Annotated in this window: 17 protein-coding genes; 12 read left to right on the plus strand and 5 right to left on the minus strand. The window is 37.0% G+C overall.

The window, feature by feature from the left end:
* The first annotated feature begins 1 nt into the window (after window position 1).
* From soxC to CM19_RS01670, 7 genes are all read left to right on the plus strand, one after another.
* On the plus strand, window positions 2–1699 hold the full coding sequence (gene soxC / locus CM19_RS01640; RefSeq protein ID WP_048098707.1) for a proton pump complex cytochrome B SoxC: 1698 nt from the start codon (window positions 2–4) through the stop codon (window positions 1697–1699).
* Between the two features lie 24 nt (window positions 1700–1723).
* Entirely contained in the window at window positions 1724–2281 is a 558-nt protein-coding gene (locus CM19_RS01645) for a DUF1404 domain-containing protein (RefSeq protein WP_081801176.1), read from the plus strand.
* A 517-nt stretch (window positions 2282–2798) separates the two neighbouring features.
* Window positions 2799–3413, plus strand: a complete 615-nt coding sequence (locus CM19_RS01650) for a hypothetical protein (RefSeq protein WP_150111347.1) — start codon at window positions 2799–2801, stop codon at window positions 3411–3413.
* Between the two features lie 39 nt (window positions 3414–3452).
* A complete protein-coding gene (locus CM19_RS01655) occupies window positions 3453–4250 on the plus strand; it encodes a hypothetical protein (protein WP_150111348.1) in 798 nt (265 codons plus the stop codon).
* A gap of 5 nt (window positions 4251–4255) precedes the next feature.
* Window positions 4256–5035, plus strand: coding sequence for a hypothetical protein (locus CM19_RS01660; RefSeq protein WP_150111349.1), 780 nt, complete (start codon window positions 4256–4258; stop codon window positions 5033–5035).
* Window positions 5036–5334: 299 nt separating this feature from the next.
* Window positions 5335–6279, plus strand: a complete 945-nt coding sequence (locus CM19_RS01665; RefSeq protein ID WP_048098711.1) for an NAD-dependent epimerase/dehydratase family protein — start codon at window positions 5335–5337, stop codon at window positions 6277–6279.
* A gap of 70 nt (window positions 6280–6349) precedes the next feature.
* Complete coding sequence (locus tag CM19_RS01670; protein WP_048098712.1) at window positions 6350–6658, plus strand: hypothetical protein; 309 nt, start codon at window positions 6350–6352, stop codon at window positions 6656–6658.
* Here the strand turns inward: CM19_RS01670 and CM19_RS01675 are convergent.
* On the minus strand, window positions 6655–6903 hold the full coding sequence (locus tag CM19_RS01675) for a hypothetical protein (RefSeq protein WP_048098713.1): 249 nt from the start codon (window positions 6901–6903) through the stop codon (window positions 6655–6657). The genes CM19_RS01670 and CM19_RS01675 overlap by 4 nt on opposite strands.
* Before the next feature lie 928 nt (window positions 6904–7831).
* Between CM19_RS01675 and CM19_RS01680 the strand changes: the two genes are divergently transcribed.
* Entirely contained in the window at window positions 7832–8497 is a 666-nt protein-coding gene (locus CM19_RS01680; RefSeq protein WP_048098714.1) for a hypothetical protein, read from the plus strand.
* Here the strand turns inward: CM19_RS01680 and CM19_RS01685 are convergent.
* The 4 genes from CM19_RS01685 to nadA form a co-directional block, all read right to left on the minus strand.
* On the minus strand, window positions 8487–9095 hold the full coding sequence (locus CM19_RS01685) for a sulfite oxidase-like oxidoreductase (protein ID WP_048098723.1): 609 nt from the start codon (window positions 9093–9095) through the stop codon (window positions 8487–8489). The two genes, CM19_RS01680 and CM19_RS01685, sit on opposite strands and share 11 nt — an antisense overlap.
* 159 nt (window positions 9096–9254) lie before the next feature.
* Window positions 9255–10421, minus strand: a complete 1167-nt coding sequence (locus tag CM19_RS01690) for a glycosyltransferase family 39 protein (protein WP_048098715.1) — start codon at window positions 10419–10421, stop codon at window positions 9255–9257.
* A gap of 360 nt (window positions 10422–10781) precedes the next feature.
* Window positions 10782–12224, minus strand: coding sequence for an L-aspartate oxidase (locus CM19_RS01695; protein WP_048098716.1), 1443 nt, complete (start codon window positions 12222–12224; stop codon window positions 10782–10784).
* Between the two features lie 3 nt (window positions 12225–12227).
* A complete protein-coding gene (nadA, locus tag CM19_RS01700) occupies window positions 12228–13166 on the minus strand; it encodes a quinolinate synthase NadA (protein ID WP_048098717.1) in 939 nt (312 codons plus the stop codon).
* 158 nt (window positions 13167–13324) lie between these two features.
* Between nadA and CM19_RS01705 the strand changes: the two genes are divergently transcribed.
* The 4 genes from CM19_RS01705 to CM19_RS01720 all read left to right on the plus strand — a co-directional run bounded on the left by CM19_RS01705 (window position 13325) and on the right by CM19_RS01720 (window position 18191).
* The gene (locus CM19_RS01705; protein ID WP_048098718.1) at window positions 13325–13690 is read left to right on the plus strand and encodes a hypothetical protein; all 366 of its coding nucleotides are present in this window, start codon (window positions 13325–13327) and stop codon (window positions 13688–13690) included.
* Between the two features lie 537 nt (window positions 13691–14227).
* Window positions 14228–15385 (plus strand): RNA-guided endonuclease InsQ/TnpB family protein, encoded by a 1158-nt coding sequence (locus CM19_RS01710; RefSeq protein WP_150111350.1) that lies wholly within the window; start codon window positions 14228–14230, stop codon window positions 15383–15385.
* A gap of 118 nt (window positions 15386–15503) precedes the next feature.
* Window positions 15504–16538: an FAD-binding oxidoreductase gene (locus CM19_RS12475; RefSeq protein WP_052349409.1), complete on the plus strand. Its 1035-nt coding sequence runs from the start codon at window positions 15504–15506 to the stop codon at window positions 16536–16538.
* Window positions 16539–16817: 279 nt separating this feature from the next.
* Window positions 16818–18191 (plus strand): RNA-guided endonuclease InsQ/TnpB family protein, encoded by a 1374-nt coding sequence (locus CM19_RS01720; RefSeq protein ID WP_052349410.1) that lies wholly within the window; start codon window positions 16818–16820, stop codon window positions 18189–18191.
* Window positions 18192–18201 lie beyond the last annotated feature (10 nt).

Raw genomic sequence — 18201 nt, forward strand, 5'->3', positions numbered from 1 at the left:
AATGGAGAGAAAAAAGGGCTTTATAGATTCAATCCTTGAAAGGGTAGGAATAGATGAGGCACCTCTATTTAGGACTCCTGATTACATGTATAATGTGTCTTACTGGTTAGGAGCTCTAGTTACTGCTTCGTTCATTTATACGGTAATTACTGGTCTGATCCTCCTACTGCTTTACGAACCGGCAAACGCGTATGGATCAACTATGAACATAATAAATAGTGTGCCTTATGGGCCAGTATTACTGTTTAGTCACTTGTACGGAGCTTATATAATGATTATTCTTGTCTACATTCACATGTTTAGAAACTTCTTTAAAGGGGCATACAAAAAACCAAGGGAACTGCAATGGGTTACAGGAGTCTTACTCCTAGCCTTAACGTTAGGCGCTTCCTTCTTTGGATATAGTTTAGTTGGAGACGTTTTAGGAATAGACGCTGTAAGTATAGGTACTTCTCTGCTAATTGGTTCGGGTTTTCCAGGTGCAACGACGATCGTTGGATGGTTATTCGGTCCAGGGACTGACGCTGTAGAGTCGTCTAATCCTTTGGTGAGAAGCGAGTTCTTCGATAGAATCCTCGGGTGGCACATAATAATGGTAGCGCTGATAGGGGCAGTATTTGCTTTCCACTTTTTGTTATCTGAAAGATACGGTATGACACCTTCAAAGAAAGAAAAGCCGGAAGTCCCAGCATTTTATACAAAAGAGGAACAACAAAAGTTTAATCAATGGTGGCCTAGGAACTTCATATACATGCTTTCATTAGTTTTAATGACTTGGGGTGTTATATTGATTGTTCCTAACATTTTAGCAAATTTAAACGGGGCAGTAATTGATGGAAGTAAGATCTCATTACCTCTTGTAGTTAACCCATTCCCAGCAGCTCAAGCGTTTTCAAGCGCAGCGATACATACTGAACCTTATCCTCCTTGGTTCTTCCTTTTCCTGTATAAGTTCGTCGACTTCCTTTTGCCTAATGGTATCCCATTATTACCTTCTATGGTAATCTCTGTATTAATTGTTGGATTAGTAGTCTTGATGTTAATACCGTTCTTCGAAAACAGTAAGCTCATGTATATAAGCAGTAGGAAGTTCTGGACTTGGGTGATGTCAGTACTAATATACTCGCTAATTGCCTTATCTTTCTGGGGATACCTTGATCCTGGAGTTCCTGTTCCCAGCAGTGAGCAATTTGAGGTCTTAGGAATACCAGCGATTATCCTGGCTGCTGTAATTTACATTATTGGAAAAATGAAAAAACCTAAGAAAGCAGAGGTCGCTTCACCTCAAACTCCTAAGATAGGGCCAACAACAGTACTGGGGACAGCAGTAACTAGCCTATTGTTCGCCGGAAGCTTTGGCGACTTCCTTATAAAGCCTTCAATGATTGGTCTAATGATCTTACCTATTTTAGCAATATTAGTCTACCATTTTGTCAGCAAAGTTGTGAGATATATGAACTATAGGGGAAGTAACGCGTTTACTAGCTCTTCAGCATCAGGAATACCTTTCACTAAGAAGATGGCCTTCTTTGCAATACCCATTATCCTAGTTGTTTCGATAATTTTGATGGTCCTTATGTATAGAATACCAAGCGTAGGAATAGAGAGCACTTACGCTGGTATTGACTTAGGAACAATTCTAGTCCTCTGGGGGTATGCAATAAATCTCTACCACTACATCTATTACGTAAAGGATTAACTTTTTTATTTGGTGAATTAAAAAATGAAAATTCAAAAAAATGAGGTTTCAATTAAACAGTTAATTGCTTCCATCGCGTTGATATTAGCCTTTGTTAATCCTTACGTTGAGGGAATAGAGTTTAAAGAACAATGGGTATTCATGGTATCTCACTACCTTCTATTTATAGGAGGTTTCCTGCTAGTTTATAAGGTCTTTAGAGGTAATCCCTTACTTTTAATTCCATCTGCTATTCTAGTCGTATTTTGGCACACGCCCTACTATTTTGCCTTAGCTGGTTCTTTTTTGAGTTTCAGATTAATTAACGACATATCGATGATAGTAGCTGGGTTACTTGCAGGAATAGGCAGTTCTAGCTTAAAGCTGTTTTCCTGGCTTTCCTTGTTTGTTCTATGGATGACTGCAGATACTGCTTACTCAATATTTTTCTTGCTTCAAGTTCCTCAATACTCTAATGTGTCCTATCCGTTTTCTCCATACTCTCCACAACAGGAGATTCAAACTGCAGTAGCTATGTGGTTCGTCATGTCAGGCGTTATAATTTATGTGATTGGAAAATTCTTAAAAAAATTAATTTTTTAAATTACTTAGAGAAACTTGTATTTACGCAATATATTAACTACGTTAACTGTTCGATTTTCTATCGTAGAGTAGGGCATTAAGATAATATTATTCTTAAAATGACTCTGCAAAGAGATCATATTACTATCTAAAATGCATTTTACTGTAGATCATTACCCATTTAATTTGAGATTCCTCCTTGAACTTCTATTAAGTTAATAGAGTTAAGCAACAACGAATACCACTTGCACTTAATATAACTCGGTTATAAAAGTAAATAAAAATAAATTTTTGTATAAAAAAAGATGTTTAAATGACTAAATGATATCCGTTTCAAACCGTATATACACTAGAAAAAATTTAATAATCAAAGCTAGAAGCTAGAAGGTAAAAATTTTAATTAGTTAAGAAGAGTAAATCTTTTAACGCAAGAGAGATCAATTAATATCATTTAGCCCTTTAATATTTACCATTTTCCTGCAAACGTATTATGGGAAAATTTTATATAGACTGTATTCAAAAACAAGATGAAGATAATATGAAGAGTAAAAAAATTATAATAGCGCTTGTATTTTTAGCCGCATTGATACCAGTGGTAACAGCAGATGTAATCTACTACTACTCTGGTTCGATAAGTGTGTCGACCGTTTCTTCACCTTTAACTTTAGCTGTTGGTCCAAATGGAATTGCTAAAGGATATATAACTACAACTGTACCAAAAGACGGTTCATCCTTCACAACTACAATAGACATAACAAATTCTAGTTATGCATATTTTTATCAATTCTTAGAAATTACTGTTATTAGCCCTACTGTTAGTATATTTGCTAGCAATATAAGTTACTCATATACTTCTCCAAATCCCATCGACAACGCTTATCTAGTAATTTATAGTTCGTCTGGGGCATACGAAACTACGATTCAACTAGTAAATACTGGTAAAGCATCTACAGGTACTACAACTCCAGTTGCTTTACCGGCTGGAAACTATTATGTTTCTTTATTAGTTCAGCCAAATACTCCTTTACCCCCACCATCTTCAACTTCAATAGCTACTATTTCTGTTGATCTAGGTACTAACGTAGTATCTCCCACAACACCTGTACCACTCCCACCGACATCAGAGATTTTACCTCCTATACCACCACTATAATCAGTCAATTTTAAATCTCTTTTTTCTAAGGTGAAATTAATGCGATATGAAGTTTTGATCTCATCCTTTTTTGGATTCTCCCTACTTGTCACGTGGATATTTTACCCCGTAATCTTCAATTACTCAACAATATATTCCCAGTACCTCACTTTCTTAGGACTTAAAGTAACTTTTATGGGATCCACAACCTTTATTTTCCTACCATTAACCTTGGCAACTGGAATTTTTGCTTTATTTTCCTCAATCATTCCTCTTATCTGGAGGAAGAGCAGATATTCGCTTTATCTAAGCGGAATATCTTCAATCTTAACCCTAGCTATGTTAATCTCCTCATATATTTACGTCTTAAGGTACTTTCACTACTCCGGTTATTCAGTAGTACCAACGTTTAATGGATATTTTTACATGAGAACTCCAATAACCCCTGGCTTTGGACTCCCATTTTTCCTTTTGTTTCCATTTCTAATTTTCTCTGTCCTTAACTCAGCAACAAGAGCTAGATGGTTACCGTATCAGAGACTTACCTTGCTAGAGAAAGTATACAAAGACATAATGGAGGGAAACTTATACAAGGGCTTAACCAATCTATTCAATGAGTTAGGGGTTTCTTACGCTACAACAAAAGAATCAATAGATACAGGTGAATTTAAGATACCTCTTTCAGAAAGAAGCGAAGGTTCATTTTTTCCAGAAAAACCTCTAATTTACTTCTATGAAGGAAAATCCTTCATTTATGACGGAGAAGAATTCAAGGAACTACCAATAGATGAGGGGATAAAGCGCATACTATCCATGGCAAAACTAGATATGAGAAGAGAGGAAAAAGAATATGAGTGAATACAATGAAATTTGAAGAAAAAGTCTTCATCGCGATCGTTTTAGTAATGCTCCTATCTTCTATGGTCTTGGTATTTTATACAAAAAACATAATAAAGGTAGAAAGAGGAGTTCTTTCTCCTCCAACTGCTAAAGTTTTAGATGTAAAGTTAACGCAAGGAAAGATTATAATTACGATCTTGATAAACGATACAATATATCCAATAAACGTTACAGGAGGGTATGTTCAGATCTATCAGACAAACCAGACCGCTAAAATTCCTCCTTTTTCCCTCTCGGGAAGTAAGAAAATAAACGTGACAATTCCTTTCAGCTATGAGGATTCTACTCTATCCTCACTAATCCTTAGAGGATTAGTTCAAGGGATTATGAATGGGAGCCTTGTTTACATAACTTTTTCATCTACGGAACCAATCCACGTGGTTTACAGTATAGACGTGAAAAATGTTACCTATAGCAGGGGTATATCTAATCTAACCTTGTATACGTTTTTCCCAGTTAACTATACTGTTATCTCAGTTCAGTTCTATTCTATAGCAAATGATAATCTTTCCGTTTTTATAGCTAGGACCAACCAAATTACTCCTGTAAACCTGAGTTTTCCTGCTGGAGAAAATACGTTTAGCTTAAAGCTGAATTACTCAGAAGTATTTTACAATAGCTTGATGAATGGCAATCTTTACACGTTTTCTGGAAAAGTGACAGTCCTTCTACATTACCCTGGTTATAATGAAAGTAAAACCTTCTATGTTACACATGAATTTCTTTATATTAATGGAAGTTAAATGGTGGATAACCAAGGTTTGGATGAATAATATACTCATACTGCAAATATGCATTTTAGTATTGCCTTATATATTAGGACTGGTTATTGTTTATTTAATGATATTCTATAATTATTCAAAATAAAAGTGAAATTATGTTAGCTCACGACTCTACCCTACAGTTAATTTAAAAGAACTCCAGAGATTTCCTCATAGTTAGGGAGACAATCAGAAAGTGAAGAAAAGCTGAAAGAGAAGATGGTTTACCTATTTTGATCTATTTAGCAAGCGATTTTTATCTAGTAAAGTGAATATGATATATGCGGTATCTTTTACTAGGACTTGGATTCATTTCTATGCATGTTGCAGACTTCTTAACTCCAGAAAACGAAGTGGTAATAACTTATAGAAACCTCAATCCGGTAAAGGAACGTTATCTAAAGATTCTTGACGGAAGAGTTACGCCCGTAAAGCTAGACCCTTTAGACAACTTTGACGTCCTTAAGAAGTACGTATCTTGGAGTGACGTTGTGGTAAACACAGTGGGAGAAATCTCTGGAGATCAAAATGCCTTGAGAAGGGCAAACGTTGATGTACCTTCAGCAGTAACTAAAGCAATATCAGAGACTGGAAACAGGATGTTGATCCACCTTAGCGGTTTACCCGGTTTAGTGGGTGAAGGAATAAGACCAGAGCATCCCCACCTATTTGGAGTTACTCCCAAGACTGAATTTGAGAAAACAAAAGTAGAAGGTGAAAAAGTTGTTTACAAAGCATCAACGGATATTGGATTTCCATCAGCAATAATTAGACCAACACTAGTCTATGGAAAATACTCAGCTCACGTACAATATGTCAGCATATATAACTTAGCTCGGAGAGGTCTTGTACCAAAACTAGGTATTAGCTTTAACGCGATTAGTGCCCAAGACTTATCGAGAATGGTAGAAATTCTAAGCGAAATGAGACCTCAAGGAATGTACTTTTATGCAACAGAGTGTAGCAAAGTGTCTATAACTAAGTTTTTTGAAATAATGGCAAAAGCACTAGGTAAGAGATCGATAAAGTTACCCGTTCCTACATTCTTAGCTAAGGCCTTTCTACCTTCATACGTTAAACCCCTCCTAAAGTACACAAGGAGTTCGTTTGACTGTACAAACTCAGTCCAATTGGTTAAAAATCTAGAATTTAGAGAAAACGAAGTCATAGAAAACGCGTTATTCCTTGACGAGTTGAGAAGATCCAACTTGCTAATACCTACTTAAACAGTCTTTATCAGTTTAGAGGTTATTTTATACAACTAACTTTTAAAACTTTTAAACATTTTTTTTACTCATGGAAATCTCTGTAGATACAAAAAGAAAATCCCTTGAGTTTTGCTTTCAAGGATCTGATATGCACATATTTATTGAAGGAGACGAGATAAGGATAGCTGAGGCTATAACGTATGAAGTAGCTATTGGAGAACAATTCGCAAAATTACAACTAGCAATTAAAGGAGGTAAAGTATACTTAGTTACACCTTTCGGTAGAAACGAAGTTTCGAATCCTGAAAACTTAATCCAAGGAGTAAAACAGATACTAGATGGAATAAAGGAATCGCATAAAGAACTTTACGAAGAGATGAATAAGATATTAGGCTAACCAATACATTCCTTTATTTTCTCAACAACTGCTTCAATTTCTCTTAAGTTAGGAGCTGGAACAAAGACCCCCCAACTTTCATCGTTTACTGAAGGGGCAGAAAGTACTGCTGTAATAAGATCTCTACACACCTTATCCATTGATTTCAGATCTTTACCTTCCATTTTTTCCTGGACGTAAGTCTTAATTAAGTTCATAGCCGTTAACGGTTTTCCTGCTTTTGCAAGCCTAATGGCGTCTTCCATATAATTCGCTTGAAATCGAGGTAAATATTTGTATCTATGTTTGACGCCAGCAAGGAATATTTATTCAAGTTAGATAATTTTAAAATGCTTTTAAATGGGTAACTATAAGTTTTTGGACTGTTAGACACTCCTTAAAAAGATAGATGCTTTGACTTTTCGATCACCTTATTGCTATACGTCAATCCCTTACCTTTGTAAAGGTATGGCGAAACTCCACAGGATTTAAAGGTCCTTACAACTCAGCTGAAGATAAAGGTCATATATTAAACATGATCAAGATATATAGGAAGTTATATCCTACCTGGTGAAGTGGATTCCGATAGCTCTCCTAAAGAGATATAATAAATAGATTTTTAATTAGTGTTAAAATTCAAGAGAAATCATTATTTGGATTATAAGATATATGTGCTTTTCTGCTTTAAACATCACTTTCTCTATTTCTTTTTGAAAATCTTTAATCTTGTGAGACAAAGCTCTAAGTCCTATCTGGTTAATTTATTATTTGCCGTTGTCAGTAGTTTCGCTTAAATTGTGACATTTTTATGCATTTCACGTTTTTTCACTTCCAACCAAAATATTTAATATATTCTAAAAACAATATTATTCTGTCCCACATGTGGGTATGTATACCCGAAGGAGGGACTATGAAAGAGTAAAGGATGAGGAGGAACTAAGCATGTGCGGGTTTCCACACACCTAAGGTCTTTGACAAGATCTTCAGGACTGTGGGTAGGGTTATCCCGCTAATGGGGCGCGATGATGAGCTTCAGCTCAGAACGTGGTGAAGCCCAAGGGTTTTATGGACATGGTGAAAAATGTACGTAAAACCCAAACCCCCATCAAGATATATTCCCCTTAGACTGTTTGTGACTTTGCTTAAATCCTATTTTGGAAGAGTTTTATTTTACTCAAAAACAAGATAAACGACATGGAAAAAGCACTATCTGCTAAGATCAAACTTCTAGCTGGATCTATAGCCCTGCTTATCGCATTTACAATATTTATTATTTACCTCCCCACCATTACTTCCCTCTTACATTCCAGTTCCTCACAAACCAAAGTAATTGATTCACAGGCAGTAGATAAAGTTATAGGAGGTAATTGGATTGAGAACATATCCTCCTCTGGAAATGCAGTTATTAATGGTACGGAAGCTAAGGTAACTTTCTCTAATGGCACATCAACCGAGATATCTACTTCACAGATCCAAACAGGTAAAATATCACAATACCTTCAATTTATAGACAATGGACTAAATAGTATATCGTTTTATAGTTTTTATCAAAATAATAGTAGTATATTGCAGATAACTATATTGAATTACTCCTCTAAGTCTCAAGCAGAAAGCGTGTTTGAACTAGCACTTGGAGCGGTAGAGGAGTTACAGTCAAGTAATCTATCAATCTCTAATTTTAGCTCTTCAAATCTAAGTATACACGTCTTCAATATAACAAACTATAAGGCCTTTGTAGTAGAAGGTAAGGGGTTTTCCATTGCCATCGGGGAAAATGGAAATCAAATAGCTACGGTCTTTTTGAAACCAGAAAATAGGACTGCTGTAGAAAGCCTAATAAAATACCTTATTAAAGTATAGGTCTTTTTGCACTATGTTTCCCGTTATGCCCCTTAAATCTTTCCTCGTCCCAAACATATCCTCTCTCGTGATAACCATAATTTTCCCAATAGCCATCAACGTAATTTTGAACCAACTCTATTTCTGTTAGCCACTTTGCGCTCTTCCATCCATAAAGGTGGGGCATAAATGGCCTTGCAGGAAATCCTTGCTCTCTACTTAGCGGTTTTCCGTTAACTAATAAGGCTATTATCGAATCATCAGAAATTACGTCCTCTAAAGGGACAATCGAGGAATATCCATCAAGCGAGTAAAATATGACCCACTTTGCACTATCCTTGACTTTTGCCATGTCCAATAAATCCTTTATTTTTATTCCATCCCATTCTACATCCTTTACGCTCCAGCCAGTAACGCAATGAAAATCCTTTTTGTAATGCACGTTAATCATTTTAAGTAATTCGTCATAGTTAAATTCCAACTCCCTTTCCACTAATCCGGAGACTTTTAGCCTATAACTGTTTAACTCAACCTTGGGGACTCCGAGAGCAGCGTAATGTATAAACTTCTTTATGTATCTCTGTCCAGGAGGTAATACATTATCTTGTTTTGTTTCCATAAGTAGTATTCTCGTTAACAGCATTTAAGAGTATATTAGAAATATTCTTTCACTTACTTTAGTACGTTAATAGAAGTTTCTGTTTACCTTGAGTTGTAGGTGAACTACTTTGACCTTTGGATCTACTTAAAGCCGTTGAAAGCAGTTTCACTTAAATAGTCACTTTGGTATTTGTGGAATTTCAGCACGAACGTCCTTAGAGGGTTTTCTAGCTAACATTTTCTTGCCTAGCGCAAATAGTGAAACTACAACGTAAGTGTCCACAAATGGAGCGAAGTCCGTGTAGTAGAAGCTGAACATTGTGTGATTTCCTAAAAAGTAGACTGCTAGAAAACCTAACCACTCTGTCCATCCAAACATCGTAAGCATAATCATCTTTTTTTCCCTTAATATAAAGGCTATTGGAGTGGAAAAGAGCCATAGAAACATTACAAGGGGGTTTATATTAGCGTAAAATCCGTGACCCATATAAAATGGGTGTATGTCTAAGAACCATCCCCATGGAGTTGATATCTGACTCACTGCGGAAAGAGCTATATGACCATTAGTTATGTCCCAAGCTACCATGTGATAATACTTGATTTTTATCCATTGAATTAGCCCTCCAGTATAGGCTATAATGGGAGAGGATACAGCTAAATAAGCAAACGCTGGAATGACTATTCCATAAATTGTCCTTCTTAGAGGGCTTTTCATAACTTCTCCAACATAATATAGAAATGGAAAGATCAACACTAATGCAGGTTCTTTAGAGGCTGCTGCTAAACCCAAGAATATTGATGCTAATAGAATTTTATCCTTCATAAGAAAATAAAATGAGAGGAAAGCGAAGAACGATACGTATATGTCAAGCATTGCAATACCGTGAAGTAACCACAGATTCGGGTCCATAGCTATCATAAACGCTGCCATTAGACCCCCTAACTTTCCTATCTTTCCTCCCCCTAACAATGAACTTCCTAGGAAGAAGGCAACTATAAGCATTAGGTCTCCTAAAATCCAGCTAGGTAATCTCCACGCTATTGGATAATACCCAAGGATGGCTATAAATATATCCATTATAAACTTCGCAAGAGGAGGATGGGAGTAGTTCATATAAGTTGCAATTCCGGACTCATTAGAATAAGGAAAATACATCGGTGGAGTTACGTGGAAAATAAACTTAAGGTAATTATAAGCTGCAGTAGGGTACCACACTTCGTCCCCTATATATGCTTTAACAGGCGCAAAAGTTTTCACAGTTAGGTATGTATACACCCCAACCATTATTGCCAAAGCTACGTAAAACAGCCTATTTACTAGCTTATCCCTTTTTCTATCCTCCATAAAATTAAAGAGAATTAATAGGTAATAAATTTCCTCAAAACATTTTACATAATTATCTTGAATTTTATTTAATATTCAATATAATCATTTGCCTTGAAATGGTTAAACTGCCAAGAAAGCTACTAAAGAACTAGAAATTAAACTATCTGCCTTTCATTATCATTTGACTTATAGGAATTGTCATAGCTTAAGCATATACAAACTCCTCCAATTCTCTTACAATCAAGTTCCGTTCTAGTAGCAGACTCCATGATTATATAGTTTACAGGATCCCTTATAACTTATATATCTGATAAACTCTTTTTCTCCGTAAAAGTATATATAAAAAAGTATAAGTAGATGTAATACCGCTTATCTATTTCAATAATTCTTTTTTATAATGAAATATATTCTCTTTCCTTCCCACGATTTAGCTTTCTCTGGAAAATCTTCCCTATAGTGGTTTCCTCTACTCTCCTCCCTCATCAATGCAGACCTTGCCATAAGAGCTGAAACTAACATAGCGTTAGACTCCTCAGATGGACATGAAGGTATTGCTGAGTAGATGTTTGATGCTAGCTTTAACTTTTCTCCATTCCTTATCACTCCTAAATAACTCCAGTTTATTTCCCTTATTCTATCTACACTAATAGTTTTTCCGCCATTGCTAAGATTAACCCTTTCTATTATACCGTCTTCTGGATCTCCAAGTCCTTCCCATTTATCCACGTAATTTGAAATATTGTAGCCAAATACTAAACCCTCGATAAGAGAGTTACTAGCGAGCCTGTTGGCTCCGTGAAGTCCAGTATCGCTCACCTCTCCTACAGCGTAAAGCCCTACTACGTTTGTCTCTCCCCTAATGTTAACTCTGATTCCACCGTCAACGAAGTGGGCTCCAGGAAATACTTTTATTTTGTCCTTAGGAGTAAGTCCATGTCTTTTCAGGTAGGCGTTTACAACGGGGAACTTCTGTTCGAAGCACTCAATTCCTGAGAGATCCATAAATACCTCATTTCCCTTTTCGTACTCTATGTATATTGCTCTAGATAGGACGTCCCTAGGAGCTAGTTCTCCCCTGCTGTCATAGTTAAGGGTAAATCTTTCACCTTTACTATTAACGAGGACTGCTCCTTCACCTCGGAGGGTTTCTGTCATGAGGAATACCTCTCCATCTAGCGCTGTTACTGTAGGGTGAAATTGAACAAATTCCATGTCAGATAGGTAAGCCCCTGATCTAAACGCAACGGCCATACCGTCTCCGGTATTTGTTGGTTGATTAGACGTGAACTTAAAGAGAAATCCATATCCTCCAGTAGCTAGTATAACCTTATCCTCCTCAACTTCACCAGATCTTAAAACTAAACTCTTAACCTTCCCATCCTTAACCTTAAGGCTTAGCAAAGTATCTTCAATTATTGGTATTCCCATCTCTTTAGCCTTCTTAAGGAGGAAGAAATATAATTCCCTACCTGTCTCATCAGTCTTATGCATTACCCTCCTTTTAGAGTGGCCTCCTTCAAGCCTTAGACCCTTATCAAATTCAAAGCCTAATTTTATTAAATTCTCTACCGCTTCCTTGGCCTTTGATGTAACGTATTCTACAGTTTTTACATCGCACATTCCATCTCCTGTCTTCAACGTGTCCTCAGCGTGGATAATAGGGGAATCATCTCTTGATATTGCGACAGCCATCCCTCCCTTAGCTATAGGCGTGGAACCTCCGTCAACGTCTTTACTTATTACCTTTACGTTATATCCTTCCTTTTTAAGGAAAACTGCTGAGGATAGGCCTGCAATACCTGATCCTACTACTATCATCATACGTCACTCTTGTAACGCTTTTATAGTTCTTTCGAAAGCTTCCTTAGCCTTATCTGCAACGTCGCGCGGAACCTTTACTTCAAATACCTCCTCTTCCAATGATCTCTTAACCTTATCCAAAGTAATCATCGCCATATAAGGACATCTAGCACAAGCGCACCTCTCCATTGTAACAAATGGGTGAAACGTCTTTCCTGGAACTTGAATTTGAAGAGCGTTGATCATCCCTAATTCAGTAGCTACTATAAATTCGTTAGAACTGATCTTCCTAGAGAACTCAATCATCTGGTTTGTCGATCCGACGAAGTCGGCTGACTCAATTATCTCTTGTGGAGCTTCAGGGTGAGCTAAAAGTAAGGCATTTGGATGTTCCTTTCTCACTATTTCAACCATCTTCCTAGTATAATTTGCGTGAACTATACACCTCCCATTCGGCGGTACTTTTATCAGTTTTTTGCCGGTTTTTTTCTCGACGTAATTTGCTAAGTTTGCGTCAGGACCGAAGAGTATTACGTCAGAGTCTATCTTGTTCACAATCTTTACTGCAGTGGAAGACGTTACTATGTAGTCAGCCAACGCTTTAACGTATATGCTCGTGTTAATGTATAGGACTACAGGGGCTCTTGGGTATTCCTCTTTAAATTTCTTTAATGTCTTTACATCTAAGGCGTCTGACAGAGAACAACCTGCTTCAGGATCTGGAGTTAGGACTTTCTTGTCTGGATTAAGGGCAGAGGCTTGCTCAGCCATAAAGTGAACCCCTGCAAACACGATAATATCCGCGTTTGTCCTCATAGCTTTTACAGCCAAATCGTAAGAGTCACCAGTAAAGTCTGAGACTAGTTGGACGCCGTATTCCATGTAATTATGCCCTAGGATTATTGCGTTTTTCTCTTTCTTAAGTCTCTTTACCTCCTTGATTAACTCTTCAATTCCAGACATTCCGAACACATGTTCTGTACTTTAAAAGATAATAAACTTTTTTATCAAAATCTTCTACATATGCTGAATATACCGTTCTCCATAATTAACCGAGTTAAAATAATCTTAAATATTTAATATAGTAAAATTTTTTTAACTTTAACGCTTTAGATAATGGCATGTCTCAAGATATTGTTCAAATATCAAAGCTACCTGAGAAGGAAAGAGAAAACGCAATGGAAAAACTTTTCGAAGGTTTAATGAAAATGAATGACGATAAAGCTAAGCTTGACGCTCTCAAGTCACTTATTAAGGAAATGGTAGAGAAAGCTACTGATGATGAGTATATAAACCTTTGCTTAACAAACTTAAAGATCGCTTCTAAGTTACCAGATGAACAGCTTAAGCCATTTATACAGTTAAGATTGAGGGCTTCACAAGAACTTCCAGCAAATCTATCAAAAAGAGATAATGATATGATGCAAAAAGCATTAAAAATGTTGGATCCCAAAACAGCTGAAAAAATTTCTAGAAATATGAGATAATCTTTTTTCTTTTTAGAAAAAATGAATAAAATTAGTATTTTCTGGGAGATTTTCACGTGTAGGTAAACAGTTTTGGCCTCTTTATATTTCCTTACTTTTTGAGGATACCTGGTAAAATTGACCCTTTATTTTCATATAACCTTTTTAGAGAAGACAATTAGACTTTCAGTTCACTGTTAATCCTAATAAGGAGAATTAATCTATATATACCTTGTACACAAGTTTAGTGGACTTGAATCATCCATCACTATGAATCCCTTTGTGGAACTATCTCATCAACAATCTAATAGGATTGTATTGAAGTTAACAAGTTTAACTCTCAGTTCCTGAGGTACACCGTAACTTTATCAAATCCGCTAAGAGTTCTCTTTTGGATAAAAGGAGATCATGAGTTTTTAAAGTGATCTTAGTTCCACTCCTACAGTTTAGACTATAATTAGAGATTGACCAATTGATCGGTTACAACTGAAAGCCTCGCTCTTTAGAGCGGGGATGTGGTTAAGAAAAAGTTTATAAAAAGATAGAGAGTAACTCCTAATGATGGCTGGTATGGTAGGTAAACTTAAGAAGAATAAGAAGGGCTCAGACCCTATGCCTGCCATACCAGTCCCCAAACGCACCATAACTGTAGAACTTATACCAACAAAAGAACAGGAGGAGTTAAAAGACCTAGGCGACCTATGTTCAAAACTATGGAATCAAGTAAACTATGAAAGGAAAAGACAGTTCTTTAACGGTGAACATGGTGTTGATATCAAGGGTACCTATAACAAGTGGTATAATGAGTACAAGGACATGATAGGTACAATAACAGCACAACAAGTTTTAAACAAGAACAATGAGGCATGGAGGTCATTCTTTTCCTTGTTAAGGGCAAAGAAAAAATTACTACTACCATTCACCAAGAAGGTCAACCCACCTGGTTATTGGAAAGATAGGAAGGAGAGGAAGTTGATAATAGTGCTAAGGAAAGACCAATATAAGATAGATGAAGAGAAACAGGAGATTGAACTACGCCATTTAGGGAAATTCAAGGACTTGGCAATAAGATACAATGGGGAAATATACTATAGAGGGGAACATGGGAGGTTAGAAATAATATATAACCCCGTTTTGCATAAGTGGTATGCCCACATTACTTTAAAGGCAAGTGAGAAACTTAATAGAAAGACAGGTAAGTGGATAAAGGTACCACTAACACCTAAAGGTAATTTAGTAGGTGGGATAGATATAGGGATAAACAATCTCTTTGCTGTCTATGTATCAGACGGTACACAGATGTTAATCAAGACTAGAGTGTTGAAGTCTATCTCGTACTACTTCATGAAATTGATAAGTATGAAACAGAAGTTGAAGAACGTTGCTGAAGAGTATGGTATAACTGTTGAGTTTGTTAACGAGTCGTATACCTCGACCACTTGTCCCATTCACGGTAAGGGTTGTGGTGAAAGAGTATACAGAGGACTGTTTAAGTGTACAACGTCTAACAAAGTATATAACGCTGATTTGGTTGGTGCGTTTAACATGTCCATAATCCCGAGTCCTAATGATGGTGGTGTTGAGGGAACCACCACCAGAGGGATAGGGATAAGTTGGGGTAAGACCACCCCACTGGTCTATATGTGGACGAGAGGATCGGGGCTAGTAGCTAGCTATGATTCTATGAGGGTGAAACGTATGGATCAAAACCTATGAACCGCTCTGAGGGGAACCCTTCAGGGCGGGGAGGAAGTCAGATTCCTGGATAAGGTACATAATCTAGATGAGGTTTTTTATCCTAAATGGATAAAAACGAGATAACCTTGTATAAGCTATGGACTGGAAAGATCACCTTGCTAAGTTAACCCCTCTTAAAGAAGGTTTAAAAGGCAAAGTTTCAACAGAAGTTAACGTAACTCCAAGTTCTTTCGAAGAAGTAGAGGAGATAATAAGGCTAGCTAACGCTTTGAATCTAAAGATCTATCCATTTGTGGGGAATTCAAGGCATTTCGGTCCATCAATTTCAGCTAATGTGGGAGTGGACTTCTCTTCTCTAAATAAGATTGTTGAACTGTCTGAGGAGGATTTGTACGTTACTGCTCAGCCTGGAGTAAGCATGATCGAACTTTTTTCGTACGTTAAAAAAAGAGGCTTTCTACTTCCTTCATTTTATGACGGATCTTTAGGAGGAATGCTAGGTACCAATCTTCCAGGGCCATTCTCCACTTTTTTCGGTTACCCTAGGGACTCAATTCTTATGGGAATAATAGTAACTGGAGATGGAAAAAGGATTAAGGCAGGAGGTAAAACCTTAAAGTTCTCCTCTGGTTACAAGATTCATAAGCTTCTTACTGGTTCCTTGGGCTGGTATGGAACTTTTCTGGAGGCGACTTTCAAGATATATCCTTACCCAGATGAGATGGTAGAGGTAAGCGTTTCACCAAATGACGCTCAGCAACTTTTACGTAGCGAACTTAGACCTATAGGGATAATTTCCTTCAAGGATAGGGCAAAGGTAATATTTGAGGGTTCTTCAAGTTATGTAAGAGAGTTGGAGAAACGTTTTACCTCTATTTCAGAGTGGAGACCTGAAAGCTTTAGATATCCTAATAAAAAATTTATAACTTCAATAAGCGTAACCAGAGGAGAGGAATTACGCTACCTTTATGATTATCCCTTTGAGGGAGAAGCGTTTCTAGGTACTGGCTACGTTAGATTCTTTTCAGATGATAAAATGCAAATCAACGGTATAAGCGAAAAGGGGGATATACCGATTAAGGTAAGTAAGTCTTCTCTTCTAGTGAAGAATGCTTTAGATCCTAAATGGGTTATGCATACTGTAGAGGTAAATCCAACATCTTATGTGTAGATAGACGTGAGGACAGGCTAAGTTCATTTCTGAGGAATTTGTAACTGAAAGCCTAGCTCTTTAGGACGAGAGATGGTTAGCGCTTCAATGTCACTCCCTCACTTAGACTATAAAAACAATTATTTCTAACCTTGATCTAGGACGAAAGATGAACGTAAAGTAAATCCTTAAAATGAGGCATATTACCGTTTACAACTGAAAGCCTCGCCTTTTAAGGCGGGGATGTTATCAAAAAAAGTTTATAAAAGGTAGAGAGTAACTCCTAATGAGGACGGTACGGTGGGTAAACCTAAGAAGAGTAAGAAGGGATCAGTCCCTATGCCTACCGTATCAGTCCTAAGACGCACCATAACTGTAGATCTAATTCAAACAAAAGAACAAGAGGAGGAATTAAAAGAACTAGGAAACTTGTGTTCAAAACTATGGAACCAAGTAAACTACGAGAGAAGAAGACAGTTCTTTAACGGTGAACACGGTGTTGATATCAAGGGTACCTATAACAAGTGGTATAATGAGTATAAGAACATGATAGGTACAATAACAGCACAACAAGTTTTAAACAAGAACAATGAGGCATGGAGTTCATTCTTCTCCTTGTTAAGGGTAAAGAAAGAGGAAAAACTACTACTACCATTCATCAAGAAGGTCAACCCACCTGGTTACTGGAAAGACAGGAAGGAGAGGAAGTTGATAATAGTGCTAAGGAAAGACCAATACAAGATAGATGAAGAGAAACAAGAGATAGAACCTCATCATTTGGGACAATTCAAGGACTTGGCAATAAGATACAATGGGGAAATTTACTATAGAGGGGAACAAGGGAGGTTAGAAATAATATATAATGACGTATTAGGAAAGTGGTATGCACACATTACCTTAAAGGCAAGTGAAAGACTTGACAGAAAGAATGATGAATGGGTGAAAGCACCACTAACGTCAAAAGGTAATTTAGTAGGTGGGATAGATATAGGGATAAACAACCTCTTTGCTGTCTATGTATCAGACGGTACACAAGTGTTAATCAAGACTAGGGTGTTGAAGTCTATCTCGTACTACTACAGAAAATTGATAAGTATGAAACAGAAGTTATTATCCTTGTATAAACAACCGTTCTCAAATAAGATAAGGAGGTTGTATATTAAGTGGAAGAGGAAGTTAAACGCTATAATAGACGCTACCGTAAGGAAAGTTGTTGAATTCTTATACAACAAAGGTGTCTCACTAATCAAGGTTGGTTATCCAAAGAACATAAGTCAGAAAAAGGGCAACTTCCTAGTTGCTAACGTCTGGTCTTACAAACAAGTTATGGACAAGTTGAGGGATGTTGCTGAAGAACACGGAATAACTGTTAAGTTTGTTAACGAGGCACACACTTCAACTACTTGTCCCATCCACGGTAATGGATGCGGGAAAAGAGTTTCAAGGGGTTTGTTTAAGTGTACAACATCTAACAAAGTATTTAACGCAGACCTAGTTGGTGCGTTTAATATATCCATAATCCCGAGTCCTAATGATGGTGGGATCACCAGAGGGATAGGGATAAGTTGGGGTAAGACCACCCCACTGGTCTATACGTGGACGAGAGGATCGGGGCTGGTAGTACCAGCTAGCTATGATTCTATGAGGGTGAAACGTATGGATCAAAACCTATGAACCGCTCTGA

The organism is Candidatus Acidianus copahuensis (assembly GCF_000632495.1).
Classification (GTDB): Archaea; Thermoproteota; Thermoprotei_A; order Sulfolobales; family Sulfolobaceae; genus Acidianus; species Acidianus copahuensis.